22 protein-coding genes are annotated in these 20,880 nt (G+C 57.2%); 13 read left to right on the plus strand and 9 right to left on the minus strand.

The features are described from left to right. On the minus strand, positions 1–2,210 hold a 2,210-nt coding region (gene relA / locus RI563_RS05330; protein WP_310693320.1), incomplete at its 3' end, for a GTP diphosphokinase. 145 nt (positions 2,211–2,355) lie between these two features. On the opposite strand from relA, the gene RI563_RS05335 reads away from it, so the two are divergent. After that, the gene (locus tag RI563_RS05335; RefSeq protein WP_310693321.1) at positions 2,356–3,609 is read left to right on the plus strand and encodes an adenosylhomocysteinase; all 1,254 of its coding nucleotides are present in this window, start codon (positions 2,356–2,358) and stop codon (positions 3,607–3,609) included. A gap of 5 nt (positions 3,610–3,614) precedes the next feature. Beyond that, entirely contained in the window at positions 3,615–4,295 is a 681-nt protein-coding gene (locus tag RI563_RS05340; protein WP_310693322.1) for a protein-L-isoaspartate(D-aspartate) O-methyltransferase, read from the plus strand. A gap of 305 nt (positions 4,296–4,600) precedes the next feature. Here RI563_RS05340 and RI563_RS05345 read toward each other — a convergent pair whose 3' ends face one another. From RI563_RS05345 to RI563_RS05365, 5 genes are all read right to left on the minus strand, one after another. Further along, on the minus strand, positions 4,601–4,987 hold the full coding sequence (locus RI563_RS05345) for a glutathione S-transferase N-terminal domain-containing protein (protein WP_310693323.1): 387 nt from the start codon (positions 4,985–4,987) through the stop codon (positions 4,601–4,603). A 207-nt stretch (positions 4,988–5,194) separates the two neighbouring features. Next, entirely contained in the window at positions 5,195–5,683 is a 489-nt protein-coding gene (locus RI563_RS05350; protein ID WP_310693324.1) for a GNAT family N-acetyltransferase, read from the minus strand. 22 nt (positions 5,684–5,705) lie between these two features. Next, on the minus strand, positions 5,706–6,020 hold the full coding sequence (hspQ, locus tag RI563_RS05355; RefSeq protein WP_310693354.1) for a heat shock protein HspQ: 315 nt from the start codon (positions 6,018–6,020) through the stop codon (positions 5,706–5,708). 160 nt (positions 6,021–6,180) lie between these two features. Beyond that, complete coding sequence (locus RI563_RS05360) at positions 6,181–6,843, minus strand: site-2 protease family protein (protein ID WP_310693325.1); 663 nt, start codon at positions 6,841–6,843, stop codon at positions 6,181–6,183. 93 nt (positions 6,844–6,936) lie between these two features. Then, the gene (locus RI563_RS05365; RefSeq protein WP_310693326.1) at positions 6,937–7,302 is read right to left on the minus strand and encodes a type 1 pili tip component; all 366 of its coding nucleotides are present in this window, start codon (positions 7,300–7,302) and stop codon (positions 6,937–6,939) included. Positions 7,303–7,540: 238 nt separating this feature from the next. Here RI563_RS05365 and RI563_RS05370 point away from each other — a divergent pair, with 238 nt between their 5' ends. From RI563_RS05370 to RI563_RS05385, 4 genes are all read left to right on the plus strand, one after another. Further along, positions 7,541–8,617, plus strand: coding sequence for an MBL fold metallo-hydrolase (locus RI563_RS05370; protein ID WP_310693327.1), 1,077 nt, complete (start codon positions 7,541–7,543; stop codon positions 8,615–8,617). A 15-nt stretch (positions 8,618–8,632) separates the two neighbouring features. Then, on the plus strand, positions 8,633–9,589 hold the full coding sequence (locus RI563_RS05375) for an acetyltransferase (protein WP_310693328.1): 957 nt from the start codon (positions 8,633–8,635) through the stop codon (positions 9,587–9,589). A 123-nt stretch (positions 9,590–9,712) separates the two neighbouring features. Further along, complete coding sequence (locus RI563_RS05380; protein ID WP_310693329.1) at positions 9,713–10,918, plus strand: methionine adenosyltransferase; 1,206 nt, start codon at positions 9,713–9,715, stop codon at positions 10,916–10,918. Between the two features lie 19 nt (positions 10,919–10,937). Beyond that, a complete protein-coding gene (locus RI563_RS05385; RefSeq protein WP_310693330.1) occupies positions 10,938–11,879 on the plus strand; it encodes an aldo/keto reductase in 942 nt (313 codons plus the stop codon). A gap of 45 nt (positions 11,880–11,924) precedes the next feature. Here RI563_RS05385 and RI563_RS05390 read toward each other — a convergent pair whose 3' ends face one another. After that, positions 11,925–12,131, minus strand: coding sequence for a hypothetical protein (locus tag RI563_RS05390; RefSeq protein WP_310693331.1), 207 nt, complete (start codon positions 12,129–12,131; stop codon positions 11,925–11,927). A 197-nt stretch (positions 12,132–12,328) separates the two neighbouring features. Here RI563_RS05390 and RI563_RS05395 point away from each other — a divergent pair, with 197 nt between their 5' ends. The 6 genes from RI563_RS05395 to RI563_RS05420 all read left to right on the plus strand — a co-directional run bounded on the left by RI563_RS05395 (position 12,329) and on the right by RI563_RS05420 (position 18,012). Next, a complete protein-coding gene (locus RI563_RS05395; protein ID WP_310693332.1) occupies positions 12,329–14,650 on the plus strand; it encodes a Tex family protein in 2,322 nt (773 codons plus the stop codon). Between the two features lie 100 nt (positions 14,651–14,750). Then, positions 14,751–15,698, plus strand: a complete 948-nt coding sequence (locus RI563_RS05400; protein WP_310693333.1) for a DnaJ C-terminal domain-containing protein — start codon at positions 14,751–14,753, stop codon at positions 15,696–15,698. A gap of 3 nt (positions 15,699–15,701) precedes the next feature. After that, on the plus strand, positions 15,702–16,019 hold the full coding sequence (locus tag RI563_RS05405; RefSeq protein ID WP_310693334.1) for a chaperone modulator CbpM: 318 nt from the start codon (positions 15,702–15,704) through the stop codon (positions 16,017–16,019). 20 nt (positions 16,020–16,039) lie between these two features. Then, entirely contained in the window at positions 16,040–17,002 is a 963-nt protein-coding gene (locus tag RI563_RS05410; protein ID WP_310693335.1) for a PDC sensor domain-containing protein, read from the plus strand. Positions 17,003–17,051: 49 nt separating this feature from the next. Then, the gene (locus RI563_RS05415) at positions 17,052–17,390 is read left to right on the plus strand and encodes a hypothetical protein (RefSeq protein WP_310693336.1); all 339 of its coding nucleotides are present in this window, start codon (positions 17,052–17,054) and stop codon (positions 17,388–17,390) included. 19 nt (positions 17,391–17,409) lie between these two features. Further along, positions 17,410–18,012: a DNA-J related domain-containing protein gene (locus tag RI563_RS05420; RefSeq protein ID WP_310693337.1), complete on the plus strand. Its 603-nt coding sequence runs from the start codon at positions 17,410–17,412 to the stop codon at positions 18,010–18,012. Positions 18,013–18,243: 231 nt separating this feature from the next. Here the strand turns inward: RI563_RS05420 and RI563_RS05425 are convergent, their stop codons facing one another. Then, on the minus strand, positions 18,244–18,996 hold the full coding sequence (locus RI563_RS05425) for a slipin family protein (protein ID WP_310693338.1): 753 nt from the start codon (positions 18,994–18,996) through the stop codon (positions 18,244–18,246). Position 18,997: 1 nt separating this feature from the next. Further along, positions 18,998–20,374 carry a nodulation protein NfeD gene (locus RI563_RS05430; protein ID WP_310693339.1) on the minus strand — a complete coding sequence of 459 codons (1,377 nt, stop codon included), beginning with the start codon at positions 20,372–20,374 and terminating at the stop codon, positions 18,998–19,000. An 84-nt stretch (positions 20,375–20,458) separates the two neighbouring features. Here RI563_RS05430 and RI563_RS05435 point away from each other — a divergent pair, with 84 nt between their 5' ends. Then, positions 20,459–20,872: a hypothetical protein gene (locus tag RI563_RS05435; protein WP_310693340.1), complete on the plus strand. Its 414-nt coding sequence runs from the start codon at positions 20,459–20,461 to the stop codon at positions 20,870–20,872. Positions 20,873–20,880 lie beyond the last annotated feature (8 nt).

Raw genomic sequence — 20,880 nt, forward strand, 5'->3', positions numbered from 1 at the left:
TTGGTCTTGCGCCGAACCTCGGTGACGTTGTTGAGCTGGTTGATACGTGCCAGTACGGTGCTCAGGGCATCGATGTCGGGAACTTCGGCGGTGATCGTTAATGTGGCAGTATGGCTTTGCTTGTGTGACTGGGTGCTGACCGCGGTCACATCGACACCGGCATTGGCCAGCAAAGTGGTGATGTCGCGGAGCAATCCCTGACGATCGTAAGCCTGGATTTCGATGTCCACCGGATAGCTGCCGCTGGAGCGTTGTCCCCACTCAACTTCGACGAAGCGTTCGGGGTGCTCGGCGATGGCGCGCAGTACATTGTGACAGTCACGCCGGTGTATGGAGACGCCCTGTCCCTGGGTGATGAAGCCGACAATGGCGTCACCGGGAACCGGTTTGCAGCAGCGTGCGAACTTGGTCAGCAGATCGCCGACACCATGGACTTCGATGTCCGACGTGCCGGGGCGGGCACGGGGTTTGCGCAGCAGCGGTGTCTCGGTTTCGCTTTGTGGAGCCGGTTCGCTGAGGTGATGTGCCGCCGTGGCAATGCGCCCGGGTTTGATATCTCCCCGTCCCAGTGCGGCGAGAAACTCATCCACCTGCCTGTAACCCATCTGGTTGGCCAGCTTCTCATATTTAATATCGCCAAACCCGAGTCGTTTGAGCTCCCGCTCGACAATACTGCGTCCATCGGCAATATTCTGTTCGAGATTCTGCAGCCGAAACCAGCGTTGCACCTGCTGGCGCGCTTTGCTGGTCACCAGGTACCCCAGCTGCGGGTTCATCCAGTCGCGACTGGGTCCGCCTTTTTTGACACTGAGTATTTCCACCTGATCGCCGGTATGCAGCGGCTGTGTCAGGGAAACCATGCGACCGTTGACCTTGGCGCCACGGCAGCGATGACCCACTTCGGTATGTATCCGGTAGGCAAAGTCCAGCGGCGTGGCGCCGGCGGGCAGATCAATGATGTTGCCTTTGGGAGTAAAAACATAGACCCGATCGGCAAACACTTCGGACTTGAACTGATCGACAAATTCGCCGGCCTCGGCGATATCCTCCTTCCATTCCAGCAACTGTCGCAGCCAGGCGATTTTTTCGTCGAATGCCTGGTTACTTCGGATACCTTCCTTGTAGCGCCAGTGCGCCGCAACGCCATATTCCGACTCCTGGTGCATATCCCAGGTGCGGATCTGGACTTCGACGGTTTTCCCTTCCGGGCCGATCACTGCGGTGTGGATCGAACGGTAGTTGTTTTCCTTTGGGGTGGCGATGTAATCGTCAAATTCGCCGGGCAGATAATTCCACAGAGTATGAACAATCCCCAGTGCCGCATAACAGGCGGGAAGCGTCTCCACATAAATACGTACCGCACGTACATCATAAATCTGGTGAAAGGCCTGTTGCTTGCGCTGCATCTTTTTCCAGATGCCGTAGATGTGTTTGACCCGGCCCTTGACCTCGGCCTCAATGCCGGCCTTATCCAGTTCCGTCTGTAACTGATGTACAAACCGGGTCAGGTAGTGTTCCCGTTCATTGCGACGTTCGGCAAGATGTTCGGCGATCTGTTTGTAATCGGCCGGCCGCAGATAACGAAAGGCGAGATCTTCCAGTTCCCACTTGAGCTGCCAGATACCGAGGCGGTTGGCCAGCGGTGCGAAGATATCCATGGTTTCCCGGGCGATGCGACGCTGTTTTTCGTCAGGCAGGGCGGAGAGCGTACGCATGTTATGCAGGCGATCGGCCAGCTTGATCAACACCACGCGAACGTCCTCGGCCATGGCCAGCAACATCTTGCGCAGGTTTTCCGCCTGGAGGTGTTCTTTTTGTTCCTGCAGATCGCCGCCGCGCAGGGTGGCGATGATGTCCATCTTGGTAACCCCGTCGACCAGGTGTGCGACATCCTCGCCAAACTGATTCTGAAGGTCTTCCAGGGTAAAGCGAGTGTCTTCCACTACATCGTGCAGCATGGCGGCACTGATGCTGTTGGCATCCAGATTGAGCTCGGTCAGGATCTGCGCCACCGCCAGGCTGTGCATGAAATAGGGCTCACCAGAGGCGCGTTGCTGTCCTTCATGGGCTTCGCGGGACAGTGCTGCGGCGCGGCGAATCAGTGTCAGATCATCGGGACTGTAGTTGGCTTGCAGACTATCCAGCCAGGCATCGATATCCACCGGGCTGTCGGCGGCGATTTCGGGATGTTTGCGACTGACACTGACCATGCTTGACTCATGTTGCGCGGCGCATTTTGCCACTATACTTATATTAAAGGATATATTCCTATAATTATCTATCTGGGTGATTTTTCTGGCAGTTCAAGCCGGGGGAGCATTCTGCTGAATACAACCATTAACAACAGGAGTATCCATGTCGGATATTACCAATCCGGCCCTGGCGGACCAGGGCAGCAAGCGTATCGACTGGGCGCTGGCAGAGATGCCGGTGATGCGGGATCTGATGCAGCGGCTTGCCGAGGAACGGCCGCTGGACGGTTTGCGCCTCAGTGGCTGTCTGCATATTACCACTGAAACTGCCAATCTGGCTCGTACGCTCAAGGCCGCCGGGGCCGATCTGGTGTTGTGTGCCAGCAACCCGCTCAGTACGCAGGATGATGTGGCGGCAGCGCTCGTTGAACGGCACGGGATTCCGGTGTTCGCCCGCCGGGGGGAGTCGACTGAAGTCTATTACCAGCATTTGAGGTCCGCTCTGGATCATCAGCCGCAAATCACGTTGGATGACGGTGCCGATCTGATCAGCGAGCTGCATAAAAATCGGGCGGATCTGTTGCCGCAGATGCTGGGCGGTACCGAAGAGACTACCACCGGCGTGATCCGGCTGCGCGCCATGGCCGCTGACGGTGCCCTGCGGGTACCGGTGCTGGCGGTGAATGACGCCATGACCAAACATCTGTTCGATAACCGTTACGGCACCGGGCAAAGCGCGCTCGACGGTATCATCAGGGCGACCAATATTTTGCTGGCCGGCAAGACTTTCACTGTCATCGGTTATGGCTGGTGCGGGCGAGGCGTGGCCCGCCGGGCGGCCGGCCATGGAGCGAAAATCATCGTCTGTGAAGTCGAGCCGCTGCGGGCCCTGGAGGCGGCCATGGACGGTTACCGGGTGATGCCCCTGCTGGAAGCGGCGCGCCAGTCGGATTTTATGCTCACAGTGACCGGTGACAAGCATGTGATCGATCGGGCCCACCTGGACGTCATGAAAGACGGTTGCGTGATTGCCAATGCCGGTCATTTCAATGTAGAGATCAACCTGGAGGCGTTGCAGGCGATGAGTCGCGACAAACAGCAACCGCGAGAGCATGTGGAAGAGTATGTGTTAGCGGACGGGCGCCGTATTCGACTGCTGGCCGAGGGGCGTCTGGTCAACCTGGCGGCTGCGGAAGGTCACCCCTCGGCGGTGATGGATATGAGTTTTGCCAACCAGGTGCTGGGGGTGATTCACCTGACCCAACAGCACGGGCAGCTATCCCCGGGGGTGCATAGTGTGCCGCCTGAGATAGATCAGGAGATCGCCCGGTTGAAGCTGGCGGCCATGGCGATCGATATCGATACCCTGACCGACGTGCAGCAGGCCTACCTGGCCAGCTGGCAGGAAGGGACCTGAGCGCCATGGCCGATACCCGGCAACAGATGCTCGACACCATCGCGACCGAAGCCCGCTATACGGCCAGCATGACCGGGCGGAGGCAGTTCAGTGAGGCCGTGATGCAAGCGATGTCGGACGTGGATCGGGCCGCGTTTATTCCACCAGCCAATCGGGAGCAGGCCTATGACAACGGACCGTTACCTATTGGCAATGGCCAGACCATTTCCCAGCCCTATATCGTGGCATTGATGACGGACTTGCTCGAGTTGACGCCCGAGAGCGTGGTACTGGAAGTGGGAACCGGCTCGGGGTATCAGGCCGCGATCCTGGCGCAACTGGCCCGGCAAGTCTATAGCCTGGAGCGGATCCCGGAGCTGGCGGAGACTGCCCGTAAACGGTTTGCGGATCTCGGTTATGCCAATATCGAGGTGCGTTGTGCCAATGGGTATGACGGCTGGCAGGACAGGGCGCCGTTTGACGGTATTATTGTCACCGCGGCGGCCAGTGAGATTCCGCCGGCATTGATCGAACAACTCAGGCCGGGCGGCCGGCTGGTGATCCCGGTTGGCCCACCCTACAGCTATCAGGAATTGTTGCTAATCACGCGCGAAGAGGCGGGTAATATCCGCACGCAAAAAATTCTCGGGGTCGCCTTTGTTCCCCTGATCAACGATCAAAATACGAATGATGTTACGCGCCACTGAACCATGATTAAACCCTGCTATACCACCGCTTTTTTCGGAGAGATACAACCCGGTTGTGAATTTTGCAAAGTACAGTGTTGGAAAGTGGTTGTTTTTGAAGTAGAAGGAAAAGCTTATCTCTCGCAGAGACGCCAAGGCGCAGAGAAATCTGATTTTCGCATTCTCAGCGCCTCTGCGTCTTGGCGAGAGTATGATAGCCGGGTAGATGGAGTGCCTCCTTGCACTTTTTGCCTGACATAGCCCCACCGGAGGGGTTTCATCATACGACCCGCTTTGCGGGTAGGGGCTGATTGCTGATTCGTTATTCAGGCAAAACGCTGCTGCAGATAATCGATAATATCGTCCGATTCATACAACCAGCGCACCTGGCCGTCATCCTCGGTAATGCGCAGGCAGGGTACCTTGATTTCACCACCACCTTCGAGCAGTTCCCGGCGGTGCACCGGGTTACCCAGAGCGTCGCGTTTTTCAATATTCAGTGACAGTCGTTTAGCGGCCCGGCGGACCTTGATACAAAACGGGCAGGTGCGGAACTGGTAAAGCGCCAGCTTGCGGGTCTGTTCGTCAACCTGTTGTTGCTCTTGCGCTGAGCGTTTGATGCCACGAGGCGTGCTGAGTTTGTCCACCAGCAGAATAATCGGCCCGAGCAGCGCTCGCAGACCTTTAAAAAAGTAACGTATCAACCACTTCATAATAACGACTTTGTGACAGAAAGAGCACACAGCATAGCAAATTCCGGGCGGATACGGAATCGAGCGGGATAGCCGGTAAAATTACACATCGGATCAACAACAGGAACGAATGCATCGAAACGACGCTGCAACGCTGACTGTTTTATTTTCCGGCACCTTCAGTGGGAGCCGGGGTTTCGGGTTATTTTCGTCAATGGCGGGATCTTCTTACGGCGTAACGGTTTTCCAGTAGCGGTATTGATAGTCACGCTCGTTGTCCCGGGGTGCCAGCCCCTGCATGCCCTGAGCCACGAAAAATTCACCGGCACCGCTCTGGGCACGGACCAGCAAACCATCGAGATGGCGCTCACGCACCTGTTGTTCGGCATGCTGCAACAGCCGACGACCGATCCCCTGGTGCTGATAGTCGGGGTGGACATAGAGACCGTGCAACAGCAGGCCGCATTGGCCGTTGGGCAAGTCCCGCGTGTCGGCCGGCTCGAGCGCAACGACGCCGACGATCGCTGGCGGGATTTGTGCGACCCACAAATCCAGGTGATCGAGATCGTGCTCGTCGTAACGATAGCTGGGCAGGGCCAGGCGTTTGACCCGTTCCGGGAGATCCCAGCCCATGACGGCGGCCTCGATGACGGCATTGAGCTTTGGCAGATCACTGCTGCCGGCCTGGCGTAATTGAGGCTCCAGCCGCGTCACCATGGATGGATCAGACCGTTCGGCCTCAGTTGAGTGCCTGGCGGGGCTGGTAATTGCTGCCGTTGAAGTCACTGAAGAAGTTTTCCAGTGCCGGGTGATGAATCGGGTCGCCACTGTCGTCGGCTTCGAGATGCCGTTCGGCCACGTATGTCATCTGATCGCCATTATCGACCAGCACATGGTACCAGGGCTGGTCCTTGGGCGGCTGACTGCGTGCGACCTGTTCATACCACTCGTCACTGCCCTCAAAGATCGGATCGACGTCGACGATGACACCACGATAGTCGAACTTCTGGTGATGGACGACCTGACCGATAGTAAAGCGCGCCTGGGTGGTCATCGGGTCTGTCATGGGATTCTCCTGTTAGCTGCCGGATACCTGCTGCATCCGTAATGTGTTTGTCATAGTGATGGGGACTTTAACACCGAAGACAAGGGGTTCAGCCGAAAACAGGAGACACGCGTGGAACATCGGCTGTTTGAGCCGGCAATGACCGGGCTTAACCAAAGCCGATGAGCTGGCGAATCAGCCCCAGGGTGGCGGCGATCGGCGGGGCCATAATACGCCACAGCAGGCCGGTCAGCAGCAATACCAGCAGGATGGGGATGCCGAAAGGTTCCACACGGCTCAGTGCCTGTCCCAGCGGGGGCGGCAGCAGACTGGTGGCTATGCGGCCCCCGTCGGTCGGTGGCAGGGGAATCAGGTTTAACACCATCAACAGAATGTTAATGAACATGCCGAACATCCCCATGTACATCAGGGGGATCGCAATGGTTTCCAGGCCTGCCGGCAACAGACTGGCGATTTTGCCAATAATGCCCCAGCCAATGGCCATGAGAAAATTGGCACCGGGGCCGGCGGCCGCCACCCAGGCGCTGTCACGTCGGGGATGATGCAGGTTTTCCCAGTTGATCGGTACCGGCTTTGCCCAGCCAAACGCAAAACCGACAGTCAGGATCAGGATCAGCGGCACCAGGACAGTACCAACCGGATCAATATGCTTCAGAGGGTTGAGCGTCAGCCGGCCCAGCATGGCGGCGGTCGGATCGCCGAGCCGGTTGGCCATCCAGCCGTGTGCCACTTCATGGACCACGATGCCGAACAGGGTCGGCAGAATGGCGATGGCAATGATTTGCGCGGTACTGAGTTCGTGACCAAACATGCGGGAGTACAAACATTAAGCAGGGTGGATTCACACTATACTATATAAAGTGTGTTCGTCGTGACTGGCGCCAGTTTGCAAGCCTGGCAAGGCTCAGCGGGTCGGTTCGGCTTCGCCAGCGGGCTGAGCGTTGGCCTGTTGTTGCAGCTGTTCCCGGTATTTGCGTGTCAGCGCCAGAAAGCGGGGAGTGGGACCCACATCCTCGTAGATCGGGTCGCCATAATCGTCCTCGCTGATGATTTTCTCACCAGGGACATAGGGCAGTGCCGCTTCCAGTTCATCGAGGGCGCTGGTCAGCAGATCCAGCAATAGCTGCTCCCGGGTGCGGCCCGGATACATTTCCTGCAGCGCCAGAAGCCGGGCGGCTTCTTCCAGAGGCAGGTCAAGGGTGGTACGGGTGACCGGTTCATCGTGACGGGCGCTTCCCGCCCATTCATTGAGTAGTTGTTTTATCTGCATGGGCACTCCGGCTGCAATTGTCGTCTCTTGTAACAGCATAGAACATCACTCGCTAAATGGCAGTCCTGCAGTCAGACGAGGAAGGCATGCCGGTGGCATCGTTGCTGGGATCGCTGCCGGGATCGTCTATGGGAGCATGGCGGCGACAGGCCCCCCTTGTTACACTTGAAGTTACCGGTCAGGCCAAACCTGTCCATCTATTTATATTTTGGTACCGATTATGCTCAGGGGCTTCTTCATGGTATTTCAAGCATTCGTCGGGGTGTGGCTGATGACAGGGTTCCTTATCGCCGGGATGGCCTCGACACCCGATGGCCAGTTGGTCAATCCGGCGGCCATCGAAAGCGAATGGGTATTACCCGATAACGTAATCAACACAGACAGATTGCCGCGGTTTTCGCTCAAGGGGAACAATGCCGCCAGCAAACCGTTGCCGCTGTATCGATTGAATGACAACACCTATTTTCTGTTTGGCACTATCTCCACGCTCAATGAAGATAACCGGGGCTGGAACGGCAATGCAGGCTTCATCGTGACCGATGAAGGGGTTGTGGTTATCGATACCCTGGGGACACCCCGCCTGGGTGAGCGGCTTATCAGCAGCGTGCGCCGCGTGACGGACCAACCCATCAAATATCTCATCATCACACATAATCATCCGGACCATGCTTACGGGGCGGCCGCCTTTCAGCAACTCGGGGATGTCACAATCATCGGCCATCCCGGCACACGGCAGTACAACAATTCCTCGACCCTGGAGGAATCGGTGGCATATCGACGTGATCTGCTACGAAAAGATATGCAGGGCTTTGAGCCGCCGCAACCGGATGTGTATATCGAGAAGGAGCGGTTTGCAAAAAAAGTGATCGAGTTGGGCGGCCAGCGTTTTGAAATCTATAATACCGGGCGACATCACTCCTATGGCGACCTGGTGGTTTATCAGCCAAAGCAGGAGATACTCTGGATTTCCGATCTGGCTTTCAATCAACGCACGACCTACATGGGTGACGGTGATAGCAAGCAGATCCTGGAAGGTCATGAATGGTTAATGAACCATTTTTCCGACGTTCAATTGATGGTGCCGGGCCACGGTGGCCCGCAAACCGAACCATTCCCGATGGTCGAAAAGACCGGCGAATATGTTAAACGGCTACGTCAGGAAATGCGCGAGGCCGTGGAGCAGGGCGTGCCCATGCTGGAGGCGGTTGAGTCTAGCCATTTTGAGGATTGGGAAGATACACAATTGTATGAGGAAAACCATCGCGCCAATGCCAATTATCTCTACCGTGAAATGGAAAAAGCTTTTTTCAAATAAAGAGGAGGGAACCGTATGAGTAGTTATATCGATGTCTTCAATGGTGACGCCGACGGCATATGTGCCTTGCACCAGTTACGCCTGGCCGATCCACAGGAAAGCCAGCTGGTCACCGGCATCAAACGAGACATCAGCCTGTTAAAAAACGTGCAGGCCGGTAGCGGGGATAAGGTGACAGTGCTGGACATTTCACTGGATAAAAACCGCGACGATCTGCTCAGGCTGCTGGAAGCCGGTGCACAGGTACGCTATTTCGATCATCATTACGCCGGTGAGATTCCGCAGCATGCGACGCTGGAAACCTATATTGATACCGATGCCAATGTATGCAGCAGTTTGCTGGTAAGCCATTATCTGGATGATGTGTATCTGGCCTGGGCAGTGACCGCGGCATTTGGCGATAACCTGTATACCTCGGCTGAACAGGCAGCTATCCCGCTCGACTTGAACAGCGAGCAACTGGAACAACTCAAGCTGCTGGGTACCTGCCTCAACTATAATGGTTATGGGTCGAATCTTGACGATCTGATCTATCATCCTGATGAATTGTATCGATTGCTCGCGCCATATGCCGATCCGTTTGCCTTTATTCATGAGGAGCCGGGTTATGCACGATTACAGGACGCCTATCACACGGATTTCGAACAGGTGGCGGCGATAACGCCCGACTATGCGGATGACGGGCATGCCCTGTATGTGCTGCCCGATGCCCGCTGGGCACGGCGAGTCAGTGGCGTCTATGCCAACCAGCTGGCACAACAGTATCCGCAGCGGGCCCATGCCATGTTGACCACCCGCCCGGAAGGGGGGTATGTGGTCAGCGTGCGGGCACCTCTTAGCAACAAGAGCGGCGCCGATGAACTCTGCCGACAGTTCGAAACCGGTGGCGGTCGTCAGGCCGCGGCGGGTATCAATCATTTGCCGGTGCAGGACTATGATGCGTTTGTCACGGCATTCAGGGCCGCGTTCTGAATCATCATATTTGTCTGAACAGGCTCTGTTAACGATGCGATCCGGATACGAGGACGCGACATACTGAACACAAAGCGTTCGGATATCCGGAAACTTCTGTTTAAGGCCGGGTGGGAGAAAATTATGGTTGATACGCTGATCACGGTTCACCCGGACCTGGACCCGACAGGTTCGGCGGTGGAAATTGTCGAGCGCAAGGGACTCGGGCACCCCGATACGATCTGTGATGCCCTGGCCGAGAACCTGAGCCTGGCATTGTGTCGCTATTACCGGGATCGGTTCGGGTTGATCCTGCATCACAATGTTGACAAGGCATTGTTGTGGGGTGGTGAATCCAATCCGGCATTCGGTGGTGGCGAGGTTATCGCACCGATGGAGATCTTTCTGGCCGGTCGCGCAACGTCCCGTTATAAAGGCGTTGATGTCCCGATTGGCGAGCTGGTCGAAGAGACAGTGCATCGCTGGTTGCAGGAGAATCTGCATGCCTTGCCGGAAACGGCAACACCGGTGATTCATCACCTGGTTCGCCATGGGTCACAGGATCTGGTGGATCTCTATGAGCGTCAGCAACAGACCGGCATCGCGCTGGCCAATGATACCTCCTGCGGCGTCGGTTATGCGCCGCTGGATGACCTCGAACAAATCGTCTATAGCACCGAACAGCAGCTGAATTCGCCACAGGTGAAGCAGCGTTATCCGGTTATCGGCGAGGATATCAAGGTCATGGGCGTGCGTCGCGCCGGGACGATCGAACTGACCATTGCCTGTGCCATGGTGGATCGGTATGTGCGTGATGCCGATGACTATATGGCTCACAAGCAGCAGATCGCCGATCTGGTGCAAGCGCTGGCGGCGGGCATCACTGACTATCCCCTGCAGATTAACGTGAATACCGCCGATGTCCCCGAACAGGGCAGTTTCTATCTGACAGTGACAGGGACTTCGGCCGAGGCCGGGGATGACGGTGAAGTCGGTCGTGGCAATCGCAGTAACGGACTGATCACACCTTACCGGCCCATGAACATGGAAGCGGCCGCCGGCAAGAACCCGGTCACCCATGTTGGCAAGTTATACAATCTCACCGCGCAACGACTGGCAGCGGACCTGGTCGGTGAATTAACTGAAGTGCTGGCGGCCCAGTGTTTTCTGGTCAGCCGGATTGGCCAGCCGATTCGTGAACCGTGGGTGCTGGAGTTGCGTCTGCAACTGGCCGACGGAACCGAACTGGCATCGATCCGCCCCCGGGTGGAAGCAATCGCCCGCTCCAGGCTGGATAAGATCGATCAACTCCAGGACGAGTTATTAGCAGCCGTGATTCCGGTTTATTAAAACCCCGGGTAAACCTCCTATGTCGACGCGAAATCACAGTGTCTCCCTGAGTCGACGGCGCCTGTTGCAACAGGCGCTGGCACTGGCCCTGAGTCTCAAGCTACCGGGCTTCGCCCGGGCGGACAAATCGCAAAAAATTCTCAGAAAGATTCCTGCCAGTGGTGAAAACCTGCCGGCTATCGGCATGGGAACCTGGCTCACTTTTGGTATCGATCCCGATGATCGCGCCGCAATGCAGACCCGCACGGCCATTCTCAAAACCTTCTTTGAGCAGGGTGGGGAGGTTATCGATTCCTCGCCCATGTACGGCACGGCGGAAAAAGTGCTTGGTGAATGTCTGAAAAACCTGCCGGCGACGCCCGACCTGTTTGCCGCCACCAAGGTGTGGACGTCGGGCTGGCGCGCCGGCGTGCGGCAGATGGAGCGTTCCAGGCTGTTATGGGGCGTGGAACGCTTCGATCTGATGCAGGTGCATAACCTGCTCGACTGGCAGACGCACATGGCGACGCTCAGGGAATGGAAAGCCGCGGGACGCATTCGTTATCTGGGCGTCACCACCTCGCACGGGCGGCGACACGCGGAACTGGCGAGTATCATGGAAACAGAGCCGCTCGATTTTGTGCAGCTGACCTATAACCTGCTGGATCGGGAGGCGGAGCAACGCCTGTTACCGCTGGCGCGGGAGCGCGGAATTGCCGTGCTGGTTAACCGGCCGTTTCAGGGGGGCGGATTGTTTCGCCGTTTCGAATCGAAACCGTTGCCCGCGTGGGCCGCACAAATCGATTGTACGAACTGGGCCCAGTTCTTCCTCAAGTTTATTATTTCGCACCCCGCCGTGACCTGCGCGATTCCGGCCACGTCGCAGGTGGCCCATATGCGCGAGAACATGGGGGCCGGTTACGGGCGCCTGCCGGATGCGAAGCTGCGTCGGCGGATGATCGAGTATGTTCGTGGTCTGTAATCCGTCATATTGACAGCTTCGCCGCTGGCAGCGCGGCGGAACCGATCAGGCCGCGCGCATGAAGGTGTAGTCGCTGCCGTCGCGTTTTACCTTGAGCGGCGCACGCGAGATGGTGATCTCCTCACCGTCCTTGATGTTATGTGGCTCGCCACCGGCGACAACAAAACCCTCATAAGTCACGCCACAATGATACAGGCCCAGCTTGTCATGTTTTCCGGGACGCAGTGTCAGGGTATTGGTTTCTTCTGCCATGGTGCACCTCCTTGCTTGGAACTGTGTATCTCAAGTATCACGGATCTAGATCAGAACCGGGTCACTTTCAAGTCCTGTAGCTTGTGTAGCTAGCGTGTTTGGATAATCAGATCAAGCGGATTTAAAAACCTGTATTTGCGGTGGCTTTGTTAAGATCAGGGTTCTGTTATTAACCGAATTCACAGGTTGTCTGCTGTATGAACATTATCCAACGACTTGCCGAAGAGCTCGGCGTCAGGCCGGCCCAGGTCGAGGCCACGATGCGTTTGCTGGATGACGGGGCGACCGTGCCGTTCATTGCCCGTTATCGCAAGGAGGCCACCGCCGGACTTGATGATACCCAGTTGCGCCGGCTCGACGAGCGGCTGGGCTATTTGCGGGAACTCGAGGACCGCCGGGCCAGCGTGATCGAATCGATTCGCGAGCAGGGCAAATTGACCGATGAGCTGCAGGCGGCACTGGAGGCGGCCGAGACCAAGATCCGACTGGAAGATCTTTACGCCCCGTACAAACCCAAACGCCGGACCCGGGCACAGATCGCGCGCGAAGCCGGACTGGAACCGTTGCTCGATGCGCTGCTCGAGGATCCGACACGGGATCCATTGCCGCTGGCCGACGCGTATCTCAATCCCGAGGCCGGGGTGGAGGAGGCCGAAGGGGCGCTGGAAGGGGCCCGGCAGATCTTCATGGAGCGCGCCGCCGAGCAGGCGGATCTGGTCGGTCAACTACGCGATCGGCTGTGGGACAAGGGGCAGCTGGTAGCCAGTGTCGTGTCCGGCGAGGAACAAAACGGGGCCAAGTTCTCTGACTACTTTGATTACAGTGAAGCGCTGCAGAAGATTCCTTCGCATCGGGCGCTGGCGCTGTTTCGCGGTCGCAGTGAAGGGGTGTTGCGCCTGAAGTTAATGGTTCCCGGCCAGGATGATCTGGAAAATGTCACTGCCATGGGGCTTTGCGATGCCATGGTGGCCAGCCATTTCGGGTTGCGCGATGCCGGCCGGGCCGCCGACAGCTGGCTGCTGGAGTCGGCCCGCTGGGCCTGGCGGGTGAAGCTGGCGTTGCAGATGGAAAGTGAGCTGTTCATGCGCCTGCGCGAGAGCGCCGAGGAAGAGGCGATCCGCGTCTTCGGTGAAAACCTGCGTGATCTGTTGCTGGCCGCGCCGGCCGGTACCCGCACCACCATGGGATTGGATCCGGGCCTGCGCACCGGCGTCAAGGTCGTGGTGGTGGATCAGACCGGCAAACTGCTCGCCTCGACCACGATTTTCCCGCATCCGCCGAAGAAGCAGTGGCAGGCCTCGATCGAGACCCTGGCCGGATTGGTTCAGAAACATCAGGTGGAGTTGATCAGCATTGGTAACGGTACCGCGTCGCGGGAGACCGACAAGCTGGTGCAGGAGCTGGTGCGTCAGTATCCGCAACCCGCCGTCCATTCGCTGATGGTCAGCGAAGCTGGTGCCTCGGTCTATTCCGCCTCGGAACTGGCGGCCAGGGAGTTTCCCGAACTGGATGTCGCCTATCGCGGCGCGGTCTCCATTGCCCGGCGCCTGCAGGATCCGCTGGCAGAGCTGGTCAAAATCGATGCCAAATCGATCGGTGTGGGTCAGTATCAACATGATGTGAACCAGGGCAAGCTGGCCCGCCAGCTCGATGCGGTGGTGGAGGATTGCGTGAACGCCGTGGGTGTGGAGATCAATACCGCCTCGGCGCCGCTGCTGTCACAGGTGGCCGGCTTGAGTGATTCGCTGGCGGCCAATATCGTCGCGCATCGGGAACAGCATGGGGCGTTTGGGGATCGCCAGCAGTTACTCGAGGTGGCCCGACTGGGGCCGCGAGCCTTTGAGCAGGCCGCCGGGTTTCTGCGGATTCGCGATGGCCGCAATCCGCTGGATGCCTCGGCGGTGCACCCCGAAGCCTATCCGGTGGTCGAGCGTATTCTGGAACAGAACGACCGGGATATTCATTCGCTGATCGGCGACAGCCGTTTTCTCAACAGCCTGGCGGCCAATGATTACACCGATGAGCAGTTCGGCGAGCCCACGGTGCGTGACATTATCGCCGAGCTGGACAAGCCGGGGCGGGATCCGCGTCCCGAGTTCAAGACCGCCAACTTCAAGGAGGGGGTGGAAACGCTCAAGGATCTGCAACCGGGGATGCTGCTCGAAGGGGTGATCAGCAATGTGACCAACTTCGGGGCCTTTGTCGATATCGGCGTCCACCAGGATGGTCTGGTTCACATCTCGGCCCTGGCCGATCGGTTCGTGCGCGATCCCCGCGAGGTGGTCAGAGCCGGCCAGGTGGTCAAGGTCAAGGTGATGGAGGTGGACATCGCGCGTAACCGGGTGGGCCTGTCGATGCGCCTGGCCGATGAGCCCGGCAAGCCGGCCGCGCCAAAGCCGCGCCAGAGCAAACCCCGGGGCAACAAGTCTGCGCCGGCCAAAAAACCGGCCAGAGCGGACAGCAAACCGGCCAATACGGCCATGGCGGCGGCGTTTGCCAAAATGAAGGACTCTTCCTGAACCTGCACTCGATAAAACCTTGAGAAGGATAACGAAATTGCTTGAAATATCCTCTTCCGCCCCCTAGTCATAAGAAAGCTGTATTCAACGGGAGTCGAAAGTGGAATATAAGGATTATTACCAGATACTGGGCGTTGAGCGCGACGCCACCCAGGATGAGATCAAACGCGCCTATCGCAAGCTGGCGCGCAAGTACCACCCCGATGTCAGCAAGGAAGCGGACGCCGAGGACCGTTTCAAGGAGATGGCGGAAGCCTATGAAGTGCTCAAGGATCCCGAAAAACGCGCCGCCTACGATCAACTGGGCGCCAACTGGCAGGGTGGCCAGGATTTTCGGCCACCGCCGGACTGGGATGCCGGGTTTGAATTCAGTGGCGGCTTCGGCGGTGGGGGCGCCGGCGCCGCATCCTTCAGTGATTTTTTCGAAACCCTGTTCGGCCAGCGCGGTGGAATGGGGGGAATGGACGGCGCCGGTTTTCGCAGCCGGGGCGAGGATCATCACGCGCGGGTGTTGATCGATGTGGAGGACGCCTTCCACGGTACCCAGCGCAATCTGACCCTGCATGCGCCGGAAGTGGATGAGCAGGGCCATGTGCGCACCCGCGAGCGCAGTTTGAACGTGCGCATCCCCAAGGGCGTGCGTCAGGGGCAGCACATCCGCCTGTCGGGTCAGGGCCATCCCGGCATGGGCGGCGGACAGGCCGGCGATCTGTATCTGGAAGTGGACTTCAAACCGCACCCATTGTATCGCGTCGAGGGCCGGGATCTGTATCTGGACTTGCCCCTGGCGCCCTGGGAAGCGGCGCTCGGGGCCCGGGTCAAGGTGCCGACGCCCGATGGTCAAGTGGATATGCGGATTCCGGCCAATTCCGAAAGCGGTAGCAAATTGCGGCTCAAGGGCCGGGGTATTCCGGGCAAAACACCAGGTGATCTCTTTGTCACCTTGAAAATCATCCAGCCTCCGGCCGACAGTGACAAAGCGAAGGCCTTCTATCAGAAAATGGCCGAGGAGTTCGACTTTAACCCGCGTGCCGGGATGGGAGTGTGAATCATGACGGGGCAACAGGAACCGCTTTCCGGTATCATTCTTGATGAAACAACCACGCTGACGCTGGATGAACTCAGTGGCGCCTGCCGGGTCGAGCGCGATGCCATCGTGGCACTGGTCGAGGAGGGGATTGTTGAACCGTTCGGCCAAGAAACGGCCGAGTGGCAATTTGTGGCCAGTCAATTGCCTCGCGTGCGAGCCGCCATGCATCTGTATCATGATCTGGAGCTCAATCTTGCCGGTGTCGCCCTGGCCCTGGAACTGCTGGACGAGGTCAGCGAATTACGCTCACGCCTGCGCCAGCTTGAATCATCATTTTAATAATCTGACCGGATAGTGTTGTGACTGATCCCAAAGCGGCTCTGAAAGAGAGCATTGTTCGTCAGCGCGAATCGCTGAGAAAATTGTTGCAATCACCGCTGTATGACATCGCGGAAGCCTGCAGTCGTGTCTGGCCGGCTCGCCCGGCACTCAATGATGTATTGCGGGAAAAGCTTGAGCTGGTACCCAACTGCAAATATCTCTACGTGTTGAACACCGAGGCCATTCAGATCAGCGACAATGTCTCCCGCGACGGGGTTATCTCGAATGATTACGGCCGGGACCGTTCCCGGCGCCCGTATATGTGCGAGGTGGTGCCCAGCTCCGGGTTTCTGCTCTCCGATACCTATATCAGCCTGCGCGCCCACCGTCCGTCGCTGACCGCCATTCAGCTGGTACGTGATAGTGATGGCAAAGCACTGGGTTTCATCGGCGCCGATTTTGACCTGCGTGATCTGCCCCTGACCCGTGAACTTTATGAGGAGCCGCGTTACTGGCAGCAAATCAAGGGTGATCCTTCGATTCGTGGCACGGTGTTTCACCAGTCACGGGCGGATAGTGACATGGATAAACATCTGGATACCGTGCTTTCCGTAGTCGAGGAATTGATGACCAAGCACGGGGTGTTTCATGTCATTCTGCATTTCTCCAGCAGTCGTGCGATCATCTGGCAAATGGAAGATCCCTATCGTTATCGCCTGCTGGACATCGACTCCCTGATCGACCCGGATATCTGCCTGGCCTATCCGCACCAGGCCTATTCACGCGAAGCGACGGTCCCGTCCAATCAGATTCATGAAGTGCTCGAGGCCTTCCGCCAGCTGCGTTTTATGGATGAGACCTTTTACCTGCGCTCCGGGACATTGAATATTTTCAACGGTCTGGTGGGGCTGACCTTCTCCTGCGACGGTTCGCACTATATTCCCTATGATGAGTTTCTGGATAAGAAGCACGCTTTCTGGTCCATGCAGGCCGCCAACTGAGCTGGCCGGACCGTGGTTGAATTGCCATACTCGCAGGCCACCAGGGGGTATGATGCAAAATCTGTTGAAACTGAATATTGATGGCGAAGTCGTATTCGAGTTCGACCGTAATACCCGATTGCCGGGCCACCAGCGTGACTTTCTCGACAAGATGGATGAAGACATGGATCGGGGTATCCAGCTGGCCGATCAACATATTATCGAACCGGATAGCTTGCAGCGCGCCCGCTACGTGGCCATGCATTTATTGCAGGCGTTTAATGAAAATAACCAACCCATGATAACCGCCACATGCGCCTATCTGGTGCAGCGGGTTCCGGCCCTCAATACCGTTGAGATTGAACAGGTGGCGAATGAAACACACCTGCGGTTGATACTGGATCAGTAAAGCCCTCGTCAGGCCGTTTATGTCAAATGATTCTATCAATACCCGATACCACCTGCCGGAGAACTTTTACCAGGATATTGAGCAGATATTGAAGCAAACTCCGGAAGGGGTCGGTGAGTACGAGCTTTTGCAGTTATTGAAAGAGAAAGGTTATTTCAGCTTTTCCACGCAACGGCCAGCTCCTCCGCTGGATCTGTTTCAGATGCATTTTCTGCTGTTTCATGCGTTGTACCGGTTGCAACTGGAATGCTTGCAGCAAGAGTCTGCCGTGGTAGAAATATCGCCCCTGAATATTCGCCTGTTACCCTATGTAGCCGGGCAGATCGGCATCACAGCAGCGGACCCACTGCGTGATTATTATCTGGATATAACAAATCTGGAGAACATGTCCGAGAAGGAGGTCGCTGCTTTGATCGAGACGTTCTGGCGTAATTTTGTCCGTTTTGACGGTCGCGCAGAAGCGCTCGCGGAGCTGGGCCTGAGCGATCCGGTGGAAGATGACGTGATCAAACAGGCCTATCGGCGTCTGGCGATGCAGCATCACCCCGACAGAGGGGGAGAGGCCTGGCGTTTGCAAGCCATTAATGCCGCCTATGAGATGCTGTGCAAGCCCAAATCGTGAAAGCCGGATTTCGAGCGCCGCACCGAATAAGGTCAGGATGATCGGGCATTCGAGAAGTCTGTTGCTTGAGAAGGAAAAAGCTTGTCTCTCGCAGAGACGCTACGGCGCAAAGAAATCTGATTTCACTCATTTCTCAGCGTCTTTTGCGCCTCTGCGAGAGTATTATAGTCAGTGCTCAGGTTGCGCGCAGCGCGCAACCTGAGATTCTATTTATTTAGAGTCTGATCCATACTATTTTTTCAGGTTGTTGGTCAGCGTTTCCAGCATATCCATGGGCAGGGGGAAGACGATGGTGTTGGTCTTGTCGCCGGCAATCTCGGTCAGGGTCTGCAGATAACGCAACTGCAGGGCCGAGGGCTGTTTGGCCAGTATCTCGGAGGCGTTGGCCAGTTCATTCGCGGCCTGGCGCTCGCCTTCGGCATGAATGATCTTGGCGCGCCGCACCCGTTCCGCCTCGGCCTGTTTGGCGATAGCGCGGATCATGCTGTCATCCAGGTCGACATGTTTGATCTCCACGTTATTAACTTTGATGCCCCAGGCGTCGGTTTGTTCGTCCAGGATTCTCTGGATATCGGCGTTGAGTTTGTCCCGTTCGGACAACATTTCATCCAGTTCATGCTGTCCCAGAACGGAACGCAGGGTGGTTTGGGCAAGCTGGCTGGTGGCTGAATAGTAGTCTTCTACCTGAATAATGGCCTTCTCCGGATCGATAACCCGGAAATAGACCACGGCATTGACATGCACTGAAACGTTATCCTGGGAAATGACATCCTGGCTGGGGACATCCATGACAATAATCCGCAGGTCCACCCTGACCATCTGCTGGATCAACGGGATGACGATGATGAAGCCGGGGCCCTTGACTTTCCAGAAGCGCCCGAGAGTGAAGATTACGCCACGCTCATACTCGCGCAGAATGCGGATGGCGCTCAATAAAAACGCCACTACCAGAATGATAATAATATATAAGGTGTAATCGGTCATGTTACTTCTCCTTGTTGGCCGGTTCGTCCAGCGGTTCCACCTGCAGAGTCAGTCCATCGGCCGCGATAACCCGGACCCGTTGTCCTGGCTGTAGCGGCTGATCGCAGGTGGCCTGCCAGTGTTCGCTGTGAATCAAAATGGTGGCCCGGTGATCGTCGGCAGTGATCACCGTGCCGGTATCCGTCAGCAGTTGCTCCATGCCGCTTGCTACCGGTCGTCGTCTTGACTTGATAGCCAGGCCGATGACCACGACAAACATCAGTAGACTGCTGAGGGCAAACGCGGCGATGACACCCGGATTAATGCCGTAACCGGGTGCACTGGTATCGATCAGAATGATCGAACCGAAGACAAAGGCGATCAGCCCGCCAATACCAAGCATACCGAAGCTGGGCTGATAGGCTTCGCCAATCATCAGGGCGATGCCGAGTAGCAGTAACGCCATACCGGCATAATTGATCGGTAGCAACTGCATAGCGTAAAGCCCGAGCAACAGACAAATGGCGCCGATGGTACCGGGGACAATCGCCCCGGGATTGGAGAATTCGAAAATCAGACCATAAATCCCGATCAACATCAGAATATAGGCGATGTTGGGATTGGTGATTACACTCAACAAACGGCTGCGCCAGTCGGGATTGGTGGTTTTAACGTTCATTTCCAGCGTATTGAGGGTGACCGTCTGGCCGAGAACTTCCAGCTCGCGTCCGTCGAGTTGTTGCAGCAGATCGGCTGTGCTGCGTGCGACCAGGTCGATGACGTTCTTCTCCAGGGCCTGGCCGGCAGAGAGACTTGCGGCCTGCCGTACTGCCTTCTCGGCCCACTCGGCATTGCGGCCGCGTAATTCTGCCAGGCCCCGGATATAGGCTACCGCGTCATTGATGGCTTTGCGTTCGCTGGCTGATTTGGCGTTTCCGGTCTGGTCCGACTCGCTGTCGGATGGTGGCTGTTTATCCGGTTGGCCGGGGCTGCCGAGTTTGACCGGGGTGGCGGCCCCCAGGTTGGTGCCAGGTGCCATGGCCGCAATATGACTGGCGTAAAGAATGTATGTGCCGGCACTGGCGGCGCGTGAGCCGGTCGGTGCGACATAGGTCACAACCGGAATCGGGGAATTGGTGATAGTTTTGATAATGCCCCGCATGGCGCTGTCGAGCCCGCCGGGCGTGTCCATACGAATGATTATCAGTCCAACCCGTTCACGCGGCGCCTGCTCGATGGCCCGGGTGATATAATCCTCCGTGGCCGGACCGATGACATCCTCGACAGTCAGCTGCAACACGCTTCTGGACGGGGGATTATCAGCTGTCTGGGCCGCTACGGCGAATGTCAAAGTCAAACTGAAGGATAACAACAACAGTCGGGCGAGTTTCAACGTCATGGGTTTCGCTCATCAGGGCTTTTAAGAAGCATAGTCGCTGGAGAGTGGGTTTTCGAGCGTCAATGACGCATCAGGGGATAAGTTATGGGATTGAGTCTTTGTCGTTACAGCTGGCAGTCAGGGCGGGCAGTTGCTCCGGGGCGGCGCGGGTATCTTGCTATCCTGTTTTTGTGTCTGGGCGTGCTGCCGGTCTCCCTGAGCGCTGAAGAGCAGATCAGTCGGGAAGCCTATGTCGCGCAGTCCTATGACGATCTGCTGGGGCCCTGCAAGAGTCCGGCCTTTGTCCGTTGTCTCGGCACCAGTGAAAAGCAGTGTCTGCAGCAGGTCAACCGGCTGGTCGACCAGTGCAGTCGCCGTTTACCTGCCACTATTACCACCCAGAACTTTGATGATTCGGCCGATACATATGCCAGTTGTGTGTTCGATGGGCTCAAGGAAACGTTTGGCATGAGCAGCGAGGAGATCGGCCAGTGTGAAAACCGCGCCGGTCTGCGCTGAACAGGTCC

This window comes from Thiohalophilus sp., from assembly GCF_031581315.1.
GTDB lineage: Bacteria > Pseudomonadota > Gammaproteobacteria > UBA6429 > Thiohalophilaceae > Thiohalophilus.

Bases quoted from the DNA above. Each gene is read 5' to 3' on its own strand.
- RI563_RS05335 (WP_310693321.1), top strand. From the start codon at position 2,356: ATGTCGGATATTACCAATCCGGCCCTGGCGGACCAGGGCAGCAAGCGT.
- RI563_RS05340 (WP_310693322.1), top strand. From the start codon at position 3,615: ATGGCCGATACCCGGCAACAGATGCTCGACACCATCGCGACCGAAGCC.
- RI563_RS05345 (WP_310693323.1), bottom strand. From the start codon at position 4,987: ATGAAGTGGTTGATACGTTACTTTTTTAAAGGTCTGCGAGCGCTGCTC.
- RI563_RS05350 (WP_310693324.1), bottom strand. From the start codon at position 5,683: ATGGTGACGCGGCTGGAGCCTCAATTACGCCAGGCCGGCAGCAGTGAT.
- hspQ (WP_310693354.1), bottom strand. From the start codon at position 6,020: ATGACCACCCAGGCGCGCTTTACTATCGGTCAGGTCGTCCATCACCAG.
- RI563_RS05360 (WP_310693325.1), bottom strand. From the start codon at position 6,843: ATGTTTGGTCACGAACTCAGTACCGCGCAAATCATTGCCATCGCCATT.
- RI563_RS05365 (WP_310693326.1), bottom strand. From the start codon at position 7,302: ATGCAGATAAAACAACTACTCAATGAATGGGCGGGAAGCGCCCGTCAC.
- RI563_RS05370 (WP_310693327.1), top strand. From the start codon at position 7,541: ATGGTATTTCAAGCATTCGTCGGGGTGTGGCTGATGACAGGGTTCCTT.
- RI563_RS05375 (WP_310693328.1), top strand. From the start codon at position 8,633: ATGAGTAGTTATATCGATGTCTTCAATGGTGACGCCGACGGCATATGT.
- RI563_RS05380 (WP_310693329.1), top strand. From the start codon at position 9,713: ATGGTTGATACGCTGATCACGGTTCACCCGGACCTGGACCCGACAGGT.
- RI563_RS05385 (WP_310693330.1), top strand. From the start codon at position 10,938: ATGTCGACGCGAAATCACAGTGTCTCCCTGAGTCGACGGCGCCTGTTG.
- RI563_RS05390 (WP_310693331.1), bottom strand. From the start codon at position 12,131: ATGGCAGAAGAAACCAATACCCTGACACTGCGTCCCGGAAAACATGAC.
- RI563_RS05395 (WP_310693332.1), top strand. From the start codon at position 12,329: ATGAACATTATCCAACGACTTGCCGAAGAGCTCGGCGTCAGGCCGGCC.
- RI563_RS05405 (WP_310693334.1), top strand. From the start codon at position 15,702: ATGACGGGGCAACAGGAACCGCTTTCCGGTATCATTCTTGATGAAACA.
- RI563_RS05415 (WP_310693336.1), top strand. From the start codon at position 17,052: ATGATGCAAAATCTGTTGAAACTGAATATTGATGGCGAAGTCGTATTC.
- RI563_RS05420 (WP_310693337.1), top strand. From the start codon at position 17,410: ATGTCAAATGATTCTATCAATACCCGATACCACCTGCCGGAGAACTTT.
- RI563_RS05425 (WP_310693338.1), bottom strand. From the start codon at position 18,996: ATGACCGATTACACCTTATATATTATTATCATTCTGGTAGTGGCGTTT.
- RI563_RS05430 (WP_310693339.1), bottom strand. From the start codon at position 20,374: ATGACGTTGAAACTCGCCCGACTGTTGTTGTTATCCTTCAGTTTGACT.
- RI563_RS05435 (WP_310693340.1), top strand. From the start codon at position 20,459: ATGGGATTGAGTCTTTGTCGTTACAGCTGGCAGTCAGGGCGGGCAGTT.